General features: G+C 46.7%; 8 protein-coding genes. 6 read left to right on the top strand and 2 right to left on the bottom strand.

All coding sequences use genetic code 11. The features are described from left to right. From ybeY to WBG78_RS01785, 5 genes are all read left to right on the top strand, one after another. Nucleotides 1-420: an rRNA maturation RNase YbeY gene (ybeY, locus tag WBG78_RS01805; RefSeq protein WP_337324649.1), complete on the top strand. Its 420-nt coding sequence runs from the start codon at nucleotides 1-3 to the stop codon at nucleotides 418-420. Nucleotides 421-1,440: 1,020 nt separating this feature from the next. After that, on the top strand, nucleotides 1,441-3,303 hold the full coding sequence (gene mnmG, locus WBG78_RS01800) for a tRNA uridine-5-carboxymethylaminomethyl(34) synthesis enzyme MnmG (RefSeq protein ID WP_337324648.1): 1,863 nt from the start codon (nucleotides 1,441-1,443) through the stop codon (nucleotides 3,301-3,303). Next, nucleotides 3,300-4,187, top strand: coding sequence for a class I SAM-dependent methyltransferase (locus WBG78_RS01795; protein WP_337324647.1), 888 nt, complete (start codon nucleotides 3,300-3,302; stop codon nucleotides 4,185-4,187). Before mnmG ends, WBG78_RS01795 begins: the two co-directional genes overlap by 4 nt. Further along, nucleotides 4,184-5,911, top strand: coding sequence for an Ig-like domain-containing protein (locus WBG78_RS01790; RefSeq protein WP_337324646.1), 1,728 nt, complete (start codon nucleotides 4,184-4,186; stop codon nucleotides 5,909-5,911). Before WBG78_RS01795 ends, WBG78_RS01790 begins: the two co-directional genes overlap by 4 nt. Before the next feature lie 256 nt (nucleotides 5,912-6,167). Then, nucleotides 6,168-8,078 carry a tetratricopeptide repeat protein gene (locus WBG78_RS01785; RefSeq protein WP_337324645.1) on the top strand — a complete coding sequence of 637 codons (1,911 nt, stop codon included), beginning with the start codon at nucleotides 6,168-6,170 and terminating at the stop codon, nucleotides 8,076-8,078. Nucleotides 8,079-8,117: 39 nt separating this feature from the next. Here WBG78_RS01785 and WBG78_RS01780 read toward each other — a convergent pair whose 3' ends face one another. Further along, the gene (locus WBG78_RS01780; RefSeq protein WP_337324644.1) at nucleotides 8,118-10,577 is read right to left on the bottom strand and encodes an ABC transporter permease; all 2,460 of its coding nucleotides are present in this window, start codon (nucleotides 10,575-10,577) and stop codon (nucleotides 8,118-8,120) included. Between the two features lie 104 nt (nucleotides 10,578-10,681). After that, on the bottom strand, nucleotides 10,682-12,859 hold the full coding sequence (locus tag WBG78_RS01775) for a DUF5916 domain-containing protein (RefSeq protein WP_337324643.1): 2,178 nt from the start codon (nucleotides 12,857-12,859) through the stop codon (nucleotides 10,682-10,684). A gap of 152 nt (nucleotides 12,860-13,011) precedes the next feature. Here WBG78_RS01775 and WBG78_RS01770 point away from each other — a divergent pair, with 152 nt between their 5' ends. After that, a complete protein-coding gene (locus WBG78_RS01770) occupies nucleotides 13,012-13,473 on the top strand; it encodes a MarR family winged helix-turn-helix transcriptional regulator (protein WP_337324642.1) in 462 nt (153 codons plus the stop codon). Nucleotides 13,474-13,492: the final 19 nt, after the last annotated feature.

Here is a 13,492-nt window from a genome sequence, read left to right as displayed (position 1 = left end):
ATGCCGGGTAGCATTCAATTCTTCAACAAGGGGACAACGTTCAAGCTCCCGAGCCCCAGAAAAACATCAAACTGGATCCATAAGATTGCTCAAACTGAGGGCTACGGGATTGGCGAGCTGAATTACATTTTCTGCAGCGATAAATTTTTGCTGGGTATCAACCAGCAATACCTCGATCACGACACTTTCACGGATATCATAACCTTCGACTTGAGTGAAGGCGACTTTATTGAAGGCGAGATCTACATCAGTATTCCGCGTGTGCGGGAGAACAGCCGCATCCAAAAGGTGTCGTTCCATGATGAGCTTGACCGGGTGATTATCCATGGATTGCTTCATCTGCTGGGCTATTCGGATAAGGGCCCCAGAAAAAAGGCACTGATGCGAAAAAAGGAAGACGCGTGCCTAGCCTTGCGGTAGAGCGACAAGTCCTTCGTTTGCCTAAGTCTTTCAAGGTCCAGGTAAGCTCGCGACCAGTGAAACTATCGATCTCTGCCCGTGCGCGAATCAACTTCGAATCTGTTCCTTCACTTTTAAGAATTGTGGGATCGGAATCACAACTGCACGATTGACAACCCCGCCACGTTTTCCCTGAAGTCACCCAAATATGAAACCCCGATTCCCTGTTGCTTGGTTTAACCAATATTGGTTAGTTGACCAATCAGGAGCCACACACAGAAAGGCGCTACAATAGACAATAGCTAGGAGCGCTGAACCAGGCTTTTGGGTTAGATACAGACGTTGCCCTCGAAGACTCAATTATAGTTGTGATTGGACATGGCCGGCCTATCTAGGACCGGTTTAGGCTTTGACAACCTGGTCAAACTTTCCCATGGCCTTCGCGAGCTTTCAGATTGTAAAGGCAAGGGAAGGCAGGGAAGCCAGGGCAACCTTGCATATCCAGTCAAATCGGCTTTATATCGGCTTTGCATCGACTATGCATCGACTATGCATCGGATAAGATCCTAAGCCCGTCAAGCTTGATTTGACTGGCAGGACTCATCTGGCATCTCAAATCAATCGCATTTGTCTCATATAGACCTGGTCAACTTGAGGCTTCCTACCAGACACGCATTTTGGTTGTTTCGTAGTCGGGTGCCTAGTTGGCGATGTTCCCGCGTTGAGCTGTATCTTGGCGCCGAGCGAAGAAATTGCTCTCAGGTTGTAAGAACCCAGCCACCTTCCCGGGGATCTTTTCCTATTGTTTGCTGTTGTACCACCCACGGTCGTTCCTCACACGGGCTCGAAACGCCTTTGTGCGCAAAAGATATTCGGCTTATATATCTTTGTGGAAGTGAAGGACTGGGCGAGGTTCCACGTGGAACAAGTCACTATCCGGCAAATGCCGGATGTTGCGGTTCGCAATTGTGGAAATGTTGAAAGAATTGTGGGTAAGTCAGGTCAGAAAAGCGTTCCACGTGGAACATAAAGAGAAACTACATGTTTAAGGAGTACGATGTCATAGTTGTTGGTGCCGGACATGCCGGTTGCGAGGCGGCGGCGGCCGCAGCCAAGATGGGCTCATCGGTGCTGCTCGTAACTATGAACATGAATACCATCGCCCAAATGTCCTGCAATCCTGCAATGGGTGGAGTGGCAAAGGGTCAGATCGTTCGGGAGATTGACGCATTAGGAGGAATGTCTGGAATTGTCTCAGACAAATCCATGATCCAGTTCCGGATGCTAAACATGTCAAAGGGTCCTGCGATGTGGAGCCCAAGAACTCAGAACGACCGAATGCGCTTCTCGGAAGAATGGAGACAAGCCCTCGAACAAACTAAGAACCTGGACTTCTGGCAGGAAATGGTTTCCGGCCTCTTGGTCAAGGATCGGAGTGTAGTCGGAGTCCGCACAAGTCTCGGCATCGAAATACTCGCAAAGGCAATCGTTCTAACAAACGGCACATTTCTAAACGGGAAGATCCACATTGGCGAAAAACAATTCGGTGGTGGACGAACTGCCGAAAAAGCAGCGACAGGTCTAACAGAACAATTGGTGCAACTCGGCTTCGAAGCAGGCCGCATGAAAACGGGGACACCTCCCCGCATAGACGGACGCAGCCTCGACTACACAAAAATGGAAGAACAACCGGGAGACGAAAATCCTGGCAAATTCTCATACACCGACACAAAACCGCTTACAACTCAAAGAAGCTGTTGGATCACATATACCAACGACGACGTACATGGCGAGCTGAAAAAAGGATTTGATAAGTCGCCCATGTTCCAAGGAAGAATCAAAGGCCTGGGCCCACGATACTGTCCATCTATTGAAGACAAGATCAACCGATTCGCAGAACGGGAACGACACCAAATATTTGTAGAACCCGAGGGCTGGAATACGATCGAGATCTACGTAAACGGATTCTCGACATCACTCCCGGAAGACATCCAATTTCAGGCACTAAGAAAAATACCGGGCTTCGAAAACGCCAGAATGTTCAGGCCGGGCTACGCCATTGAATACGACTTCTTTCCACCAACTCAGTTGAAAACAACATTAGAGACACAACTAGTTGATAATCTGTACTTTGCAGGGCAAATCAATGGCACAACCGGCTATGAGGAAGCAGCCTGTCAGGGGCTCATGGCCGGAATTAACGCCCATAATAAGGTACACGAAAAGGATCCCATCATCCTCAAAAGATCAGAAGCCTATATCGGTGTACTCATAGACGACCTCGTCAACAAGGGCACACAGGAACCTTATAGAATGTTCACTTCCCGCGCGGAATACAGAATTCTGCTCCGCCAGGACAACGCCGATATCCGCCTCACAGAAATCGGTCACAAAATCGGACTAGCCGACGATGTCCGGTATTCGACGATGATAGAAAGAAAGCACCAAACCGCGACCGCCATCACAGAACTAAATAAAATTCGTGTTACCGCTGACGAAGTTAATACCGGACTAGCCGCCCTCGAAACATCACCCATAACAGAGAAGACTTCGCTCTCCCAATTATTAAAGAGACCACAAATCAACATACACGACCTCATCTCCCTCAACTCAGGTATCAAAGACACCTTCAGCAAATACACAACCGAAGTATTGCAGCAGGCAGAAGTAAACATTAAGTACGAAAGTTACATTGCTCGAGAACAGGAACTCGTAGAAAAACTTGGCAGCCTCGAAAACTACAAGATACGCCCCGACTTCAACTACGATCTCGTAAAAGCATTGTCATCAGAATCTCGAGAGAAACTTAAAAAGATCCGACCAGAAACTGTCGGCCAGGCATCGCGTATCAGCGGCGTATCACCAGCCGACGTTTCTGTTCTCACAATCTATATGGGGAAATGACACAACAGCTCACTTGCCCAATCTGCCACGCCAACTCATTTACACCCTTTCTCAAAGTAAAGGACCACACTGTTTCACAGGAAACATTTGAAGTACTCAAATGCAACAAATGCTCGTTTCTCCTAACGCATCCTATACCCGCAGATCTCGGAAAATATTACGAATCGGTCAATTACATCTCACACTCAAATCAAACCACCACTATCACAGACGCACTTTATAAGATCGCCCGTGGCATAACGCTCAAATGGAAAACAAACCTCATCACCGAATACAATAGTCTTCCAACAAAGACACTCCTCGACTACGGGTGCGGAACAGGTGCCTTCCTCACACATGCAAAAAAATACGGATGGGATATTAATGGAGTAGAGCCGGCACATCAGCCGAGGGAAATCGCAACTAGCTCTACGAAAGTAAAAATCACACCCTCGATTCAAGAGCTTCCTTCAAAACAATATAGCGTCATCACCTTGTGGCATGTAATCGAACATGTCCATCAACTCCATGAAACATTGAATGAGCTCACCTCAAGACTCGAGAACAATGGCACAATATTTATTGCTGTACCAAACCATAGCTCAAAAGACGCGCAGAAATATCGTGAACACTGGGCTGCCTATGATACACCCCGCCACCTATGGCACTTCTCAAAATCAACCATGTTAGATCTCCTGAAACAACACGGACTAACGCCTTACAAAATCGTACCCATGAAACTTGACGCTCTCTATGTAAGCATCCTCAGCGAACAATACAAAGCCTCCAGGAAATCAGCTGGAGTGCGCGAGCTCATTCGCGGCATCATTTCGGGCCTCCAATCAAATCTTGCCGCTATCCGTAATAAGGAATACTCAAGCCTCATCTACATCGCACGGAAATGAAACCCGTTCACTATCTACACCTCACAATTATCGTTGCTACTTTCTTCGCCCTCTCCTGTGCGAGACAAACTTCACCCACTGGCGGACCCAAGGATTCCATACCCCCAACACTTGTACGGACCATACCCGACGACCAGCAAATCAATTTCAAGGGAAAACAAATAGAAGCAACGTTCGATGAAAACGTCCAACTCAACAATCCCAAAGACCAGATTATCATTACACCCGGCGTTGGTAAAGAATTTCAAGCCACCGTCAAGAAAAGTACTGTAGTAATCACTCTCACCAATCCGTTACAGGCCAACACAACATATACAGTTAACCTCCGCGATGCCGTTCAGGATATCACGGAAAAGAATCCCGCTCAAAATGTTCACATCGCCTTCAGTACAGGCACGTACATTGACTCATTGCACCTGATGGGCAATGCCTATGACATCCTCATGGGCAAACCTGGAAAAGACGCAACGGTAGCACTGTATGAACAAGATACTTTCAACATATTCCGACATAAACCAGCATACTTCACAAAGGCAGATGCAAACGGCGACTTCCACATCGACAACTTAAAACCTGGCAACTATCACGTCTACGCCTGGATCGATAACAATAAAAATCTCATTGTAGACAGCAAATCAGAAGAGTACGGATTCATACCGGAAGTAATCAAACCACAAGACTCGATTGGCGCGTTGCAAATACCCATGGTGCATCTGGACGCACGACCACTCAAACTCACGAGCGCAAGACCCAATCAGACTTACTTCAATATCAAGACATCAAAGAGCACTGACCAATACACTGTACACTCCAACGAGCATGATATCTACTCCTCATACGGTGCCGACCGTGAAAACATCCAGATCTATAACACCATGCACCTGCAGGCAGATGACAGCATCTCCCTCCACTTCATGGCCAAAGACAGCCTTCTCCAATCCATCGATACAACACTCTACCTGAAATTCTCACAGCGCGCTATCAAGCCACAACCCTTCACATTAAAGCTTGATCAATTCTCAGTAAGCGCCGTGACCGGACAAATCAATGGACAAATAACGTTTAATAAACCTGTTCTCCGGATGAACTTCGACAGCATCTTCTACCGGATAGACAGTGCACAAACAATTCCAATTGCTCCACAAGACATTACGTTCGATAGTACTCACACAACAGCAACCATTCACAAGCCAATAGCCAAAGCACTTCTTCTCCCAAAACCAGCATCAGCAACCACGGCTACGAAGACAACTCCCACTCCACGAACACAACCATCTACTAAAAACTCCAAAGAGTCCAATGCCCCCAAGAAGCACGTATTAAACAACAATGAGTTTTACATAGCGGCTGGGACATTTATCAGTGCCGAACAAGACACCAGCAAAAGCAACTCCCTGGGTATCAAACCAACTACTATGGAAACCACAGGGGTCATTATCATCCAAATAAAAACAACGCAGAGCCCACTACTTGTTCAGCTATTATCAAAAGACAAAGTCATAGCACAACAACCAGGCAAAGCCAAAACAATGTTCCAGGACCTCCAACCCGGAGACTATACACTACGCGTTATAGTTGATGAAGACTCTAACAACCGATGGACACCAGGCAACATACTTCGCAAACAGCCACCCGAACCAGTCCACTACTACATCTCAGAGGACGGAAAACAGACAATCACACTCAAAGCAAACTGGGAGCGAGAACTGTTGATAACCTTCTAAAAGCTGTTCACAACTTGAGCATACCTGTTTGCGCAAACATCAAACTTGCAATCGCAAACGAAAATCATATTCTCTCTGTTTACAACCTAGAGCCTGTCAACAACGGCTATGGCTAACTTACTGCACATCAGAACTATCAACAGTTGAAAACGATGTTGAAAACACTGTAACTATTTGAATAATAAGGAAATGAAGATTCGTAAAATCTACATATATTCCACATGAAAGAGGCGTACCAGGCAATCCACATATCCACATGGCTAACTATATTAATAAATATATATATATAGTAAAAATAATAAGCGGACGCACGCTGAGCATAACCGTCGGATTACTGCTCTTTGTCTTCGCTGGCTTTCAAGCTAATGCGCAATCTCAGGAACAAATCCAGCTCGCTAATGAATACGCCTTAAAGGGCGATAAAAAAAAGGCGCTCGAATTATACAGAGAGGTGGCGCGCGATGTGGATGACGTCAGCCTTTTTTATAATAACTATATCAACCTGCTAATCGACATGCAGCTCGGAGACGAGGCCCAGGCCTTTCTCAAAAAACTTTCCAAGAGGGATCCACAAAACATTCAATATAAGCTCGATCTCGGTCTCGTATACATGCGATCGGGCGACATGGGCAAAGCAGACAAGCATTTTAAAGAACTCATTGCAGAGAACAAGAACAACGTCCAGCGGGTCAAGGTAATTTCCGACTACTTCCTTTCCCATACCCTGCCGGATTACGGGATCCTTGCGTTGACAGAAAGCCGTCAGGCGATGGCAAATCCCTACTTGTTCTGTCTGGACCTTGCGATGCTGTACAGAATAAAAGGCAACCAGGACAAAATGGTCCAGGAATACCTGAGTTATGTCACCCAGAGCTCCGCAAATATTCAATACGTCAAAAATGTCCTCCAGGCCCTTCTCACTAAGCCCGACGAGCTTGAAAGCCTCGAACGACTTCTTTACGATAAAGTGCAGCAGTATCCTGACGTGGAAGTGTATGCCGACCTGCTGATCTGGGTGACGATGCAGCAAAAGAATTTCTATGCATCATTTATCCAGGCACGGGCTTACGACAAAAGGTATAAACGCGAGGGCGAAAAATGCATGGAAGTAGCGCGGGTAGCACTCGACAACGACGATTACGACAACGCCACAAAAATCTACCGGTACCTGATCAAGGAGTATCCGAACTCTCAAAATTATCTGCTGGCCCGACTTGGACTTATCCGCACGCGCGAGGAAAGAGTCAAAAAAACGTTCCCGGTAAAAACGGACTCTGTCCGGATGCTTATTAACGACTACCGAACTTTCATCAAGCAATATCCGGACAATCTGAACTCTCTCGAGGCGGCGAAGAGCGAAGCAATGTTATACGCAACGTATCTGGATCAAAAAGATTCTGCCATTCATTTGTTGAATCGTTTGATTGCAAATCCGAAAGCGTCACAATTTCTGAAAGCGAAGGCGAAGTTGGAGTTGGGTGACATCTATATGCTGAAAGGCGAGCCCTGGGAATCAACGTTATTATATAGCCAGGTGGAAAAAACGCAAAAAGAAAATGTCGTCGGATATGACGCTAAACTTCGGAACGCTAAACTTTCTTATTACAAAGGGGACTTTCGGCTGGCGCAGGAGCATCTCGATATTCTCAAACAGGCAACTACAAGAGAAATCGCTAACGACGCATTGGAGCTAGGCATGCGAATAAAGGAAAATATCGCATTCGATTCTACCGGAGCGGCGTTAAAAGATTATGCCTCAGTTGAACTGTTACTCTATCAAAACAAAACGGATGAAGCTCTGGCGCGAATCGAAAAATTGAAAACCGGCGTATCTGATTCTGGTCAAACCATCTCTAATCGAACGATTCTCGATGACGTCTATTGGCTTGAGGCAAACATCCGAATGCAACGAGGCGAGTTCGATAAGTCATTATCCCTGCTACAAAAAATCATCACCGAGTATGGCGAAGATATTCTTGCCGATGATGCTTACTTCCTCCAGGGAGAAATCTATGAACGCCAACTCCACAATCGCGAAAAGGCAATGGAGATTTACCGCGAATTTTTAACGAAGTACGCTGGAAGTGTTTATGCCGCAGAGGCACGTAAAAGATACCGACAACTCAGAGGAGATTTTAATCCAACGCCACCGGCACAGCCTCAATAAACTCGAGCATCACCACTCACTATTCTCAAGGATCACCACTCACTCACTCTTGAGCGCTTTCGCCGGACTTGCTGATGCCGCGCGTATCGACTGAAAGCTCATCGTTAGCCATGCGATAGTCAGAGATACGAGCCCAGCCAACACATAAACGGATACTCCGATCTCCACCTTATATGTATATCCTTCGAGCCATTTCTGAACCCCGAACCATGCCGCCGGCGCCGCGATAACAAAGGCAATGATGATCAGCTTACCAAACTCCGTCGACAACAAAACGACAATACTTCCCACTGAGGCGCCCAATACTTTTCGAATACCAATTTCTTTCGTGCGCTGCTCGGCAGTAAATGAAGTAAGTGCAAATAAACCGAGGCAGGCAATGACAATTGCAAGAGCGGCAAAGATCACGAATGTTCGACCAAGTCGCTGCTCTCCCGAGTACATGTGTCCAAAATCTTCATCAAGGAAACTGTATTGAAAGGGTTGATCGGATGCAATGTTCTTCCAAACATGTTCAAGATCTGAGATAACCTGCTTTGTGTCTTTCGCATCAAATCGAAAAGCAATCAATCCCGTACTTCTTTGAAGGAAGAAGGCGAGAGGCGTAATGTTCTGCTTCAACGATTCAAAATGGAAATCTTCAACGACACCAATTACCTCAAAAGTCTTTAGTGAATTTGGATCTGGCGTACCGTCATGATTGGTTTCGCCAAAAGTTGCTATTCTTTTTCCAAGCGGATCACTGCCCAGGTCAAACTTCTGCGCCGCAGATTGATTGATGACAATCGCGCCCGAGTCAGAGGGAAATTCTTCCGAAAAGAACCGGCCTTGCAGAACAGTCATGCCGAAAGTTTTCAGGTAATCATGGTCCACGCGCCAGGTTTGCATGCCAACAAGATTCTCTTGAGTTGGCTGCTTGCCTTCCGGCCAATAAGTATTGTCCGACCGGTTCGAACCAGTCACAGGAAGAAACCCGGAAAGTGTTGCCGAAGTAATGTAATTCAATTTTCTTCCTTCGTCCATGAACGACTTAATGCGATCACCTAACGCATAGGCGTCTTTGATAATGATCACCTGGTCTTTTTGAAATCCAATCTTCTTTTCCTGTATATAATTAAGTTGTCTTTGTACAGTGAGCGTCGCGATCACCAGTAATATTGAAATCGTAAACTGAAACACAACGAGACTGCTGCGTATCAAACCACTTTTCATTCCCGCAGCCATTTTCCCTTTTAACACATCAACGGGTTTGAATGCCGACAAAAACATCGATGGATATATTCCAGATAAAAATCCAACCACAAGAGCACCTGCAAAAAGCAGAATATAGAAAATCGGTCTGTCAAATGGAATTGAAAGCGACTTTTGAGATAGGTCGTTGAACAACGGTAAGGCTAGATAGGCCAGCGCAACAGCAATAGAAAATCCTCCGATACAAACCAATATTGATTCTGTGAGGAACTGACGAACCAAATGTGCCCGCATCGAACCCATCACTTTGCGAACACCAACTTCTTTGGCCCGATTCGCAGAGCGCGCAGTGGAGAGGTTCATAAAATTGATGCACGCGATGATAAGGATAAAGAGCGCAACCGCGGTGAAGAGATAGACGTAAGTGATGTCACCGTTCGGAGCGAGTTCAGCCGTCCTGTCAGAGTGGAGATGTATATCAGTTAACGGCATCAACGTGTATTCGAGAATATTTCCAGATGCTTTAAATTTCTCCAGAGTAAAGTCGCTGCCCAGAACGCTCACCAGCTGCGGGCCGAAGTGCTTTGCAACAAATTGAGGGAACTTCGCCTGCAGACCATCGGCGCTGCTACCGGGCCTGAGCAAGACATATGTATTGAAATTGTTGCTTAGGAAATTTGTTTCCCTTGATTCCGCCCATCCGGTCATGGATATAAGAATGTCAAACTTGAAATGACCATTGTCAGGCATGTCGCGATAAACGGCAGTCACTTTGCAAAGCTCTTTGTTGTCAAGGATCAGCGTCTGACCGATCGGATTGCCGCTTGGAAAATACTTCCTAGCTATAGACTGACTTATCGCCACACTGTTGTGATTATTAAGGGCGGTGTTTGGATCCCCCTCGATAATCGGTGTAGAGAACACTTTGAAATAAGTGCTGTCGGCATATACAACATCATCTTCTTTGATGTTCGTATCGGTCTCTTTTGCCTTCACCAGAAATGAGCCCTGATCACGAAAGCGAACATAAGTCTCGATTTCCGGAAAATCTGTCGCGAGGGCTTCGCCGAATGGAGCCGATGCAACAGCCAACCGATAATGATTTACTCCGAACTTAATCTCACCATTAACACGATAAATTCTCGAGGCCTTATCGTGATATTTATCATAACCTAATTCGTAGGCAACAAACAAAACGATCACAAGGCAGGAGGCGATGCCAATTGCGAGACCGAAGATGTTGATGAATGTATAGAAGCGCTGCTTCAGCAGATTGCGAAGCGCAATGGTGAGATAATTTCGAAACATGGCCGGCGGGTTTGTTCTGATATGACGCCAGTACGCCTCTTCACGTTGCATTAAAAACGAGACTTTCTTTGCGTAGGAGAATTTTGAATTCGTCGGTGCGGCAATTAGATGTTCCACCAGTAGGTGAACTTCAGCACGATCGAACGATTCTTCACCCCGAAACTCTCAGGAAGGTAGTTGTCGGTGTAAACAATGAACAGATCGGATGCAGGCTTGTACCTCCATTGAAATCTCGTGTTCAGATTCACATTGTTTTGCTGTTCGTTGTATTGGGCGAACGCTGTGAAGAAAAGTTTGTTGGTCATCGTGACGTCCAGCCGGGGTCCGACTAACCAGAAAGTGTTTCGACCCCACGGCTCAGGCAATACAATGTCATTGTAGCTGACGCCAACATTCAAACTGAGGAACGGCTGCAGACGATATCCGAGTTCGCCGGATAAATTAAGACGAGTGCCGTCGGCATAGTATCCACCATACCGCGTCGACACAAGATACGTGAACACGCTCTGAGGCTTTGACGTGAAGTCGAAGCCAAATGAATTCCAGTGATGTTCGGACCCGGTGGCCAGCGTATCCTTACCACTATTCGTTGGATCGAACGGCCGCAATAACTTCACATAATCATTAGCAACCCACGGAGTGAAAACCGCCTGAGTGCGTAACGTTACACCATACGAAAGGACGGTCGTATTGTCCGTATGATTGAAGTCGGTGTCGAAGAAGTATGATGTCTGAAGTTTTGGACCATGACTGAGAACCTTCTTTCCTTTTGAAAAGAATAGATATCCAACCAGTGGACTCACGCGTATATAATTTACGCGCGGAACATATCCGACCTCGGCATTGTAATTTGTCCCCACATATTCATGCTGCCAGGATACCGTCAATCGCCGGGTAGCATATTGAAGATTGGCAGCATGCGTAACGTCCTTATCCGACACATCCGGGCTGAAAGATTTTAATACAATCGCCTTTCCAGTCCATAAATTATTCGACGACGCTAAGTTGTATTCAAGTCCAATGTTTCTGTTGTATTGTGAATAGGTGGGCACCTCCGGATCTTCTGTCGGCGTATAATTAAGCGACTGCTTATTGATGAATATCACTCCCACGTTAGATCGTGCAAACACTTTTCGTTGAAGCGCCAACACTGCAAAATTCTGTCTCGGCAAATAATCTTCTTCTACTTTTCCAGTTTGGATATCCATCGCGCCGATGCGCCAGTTCTTATCGAGCTTTCCGCTTATACGCGCGCCGAACTCTATCGGCGTCCCGAGTCCGATGCGACGCGAGAAGAATGGTCTGATGGTAGCATAACCGAAGTTCGCAAACAAGTCTCCGTTCTCAAGAAAGAATTGACGACGCTCGGGAAAGAAGAGTTCGTAACGATCGAGGTTTGTAACCTGCCGGTCCACATCCACCTGCGAGAAATCGGGATTAACAGTAAGGTCGAGATTGATAGACGATGTGATCGCGACCTTCGCGTCTACACCAATTTCTTTCTTGTATGTAGTTGGCTTTTCGTTTTCATAATCTTTGGACGCCCCACCCAATACGTATGGAATAATGGAAACATTCGCTCCTGGATCCGGCGGAGGCTGGTCCCATACAAGTACACCACTATATGCAAGCGAGGCTGTTGGAAACTGTCTTGGTACTGGTGCCCAGCTCGACTTTTCCGTCGTCCGGAGATCCAAACGGCTGAAGTTTATACCCCATCGGGTAATGCCTTTCTTATATCGAATCGACTTGAAGGGAATTGCGGCCTCGAAAACCCACTTCTCCTGGTCGTAACTCACCGATGACGTCCACTTGTTATCCCAACTCAAGTCGACCTTACCGCCTTCGTACATCGTGCCGTCCCACTGAGCACCCGCGGCATTAGCTCCAAATGAGAAACCATTGGTCTGATCATCGAATGGATCCATGAACAGAAGGAAGTTGTCGTTCTTTCCGAAAGTAAAATCACGCCTTAACGACTCAACGAAATACCGGTTACCCTGAGCGGGAAGGTAGCAGACAGCCATCAGATATAGATGGTGGGCGTCGTAGGTCATCCGCACATCGGTGCGCACGCGGGCATTGCTGGTGTCCATCGGCAGCACCATATAAAAGTTAGTGGCCACCTCGGCATCAAGCCAGGCCTGTTCATCCATAACGCCATCGATGAGAAGAGGTGATGAAGCCTGCTTCATATGAAGCTGATACTTCTCGTTGATTTTTTGCGCCATGCCAGACAGACAACACAGTACCAGCAGCAAGGCAGGGGGAAAACCTTTCATTAAGGACAAGTTTCGGCAAACATTTACTGAAAATCGCGGGAATTCGGATGAGAGGCTTTTAATCTTTCCTGGCCCTGGACAGGTAGTTTAAGTTTTCGTTAAATAGTATGCATGCATAATACTTTTTTGCTACATTGGCTGTCCTGTAACGTATGCGGAAGGAAGAGACGGTCGATCATTGTATTAAAACTGCGTGGCATGCAATCTCGCGAATGTACAACCAGCAGGCGTGGAAACACGACCTCACGACGGCAATTGGTTTTGTGCTGCTGAACATCCATTCGGACCATGGAACGCCAGCAACCAAGATCGCGCCGCTCATGGGCATGGAAGCCCGAAGTCTCACCCGCACCCTAAAGACCATGGAGGAAAAGGGCTTGATAAGCCGTGTGCCGGACGCCGTAGATAAAAGATCGGTTCGCATCTTCCTCACAGAGCTGGGTAAGCAGAAGAAGGAGGTTTCGCGTGAAACGGTTCTCAACTTCAACAACCGCGTTCGCGACCAGATCGCCCCGCAAAAACTGAAGACGTTCTTCAGCGTAATGAATGAAATCAACACTCTTGCCCTCCAGGGTTTAACTGAAGGCGAGGATGTTGAAAGTACCATATATTAACCATCGATGGCGCCTCGCG

This window comes from Chryseolinea sp. T2 (assembly GCF_037203685.1).
Taxonomy (GTDB): domain Bacteria; phylum Bacteroidota; class Bacteroidia; order Cytophagales; family Cyclobacteriaceae; genus Chryseolinea.
The sequence above is the reverse complement of the archived record's forward strand: the minus strand, read 5'-3'. Positions and strand labels throughout refer to the sequence as shown.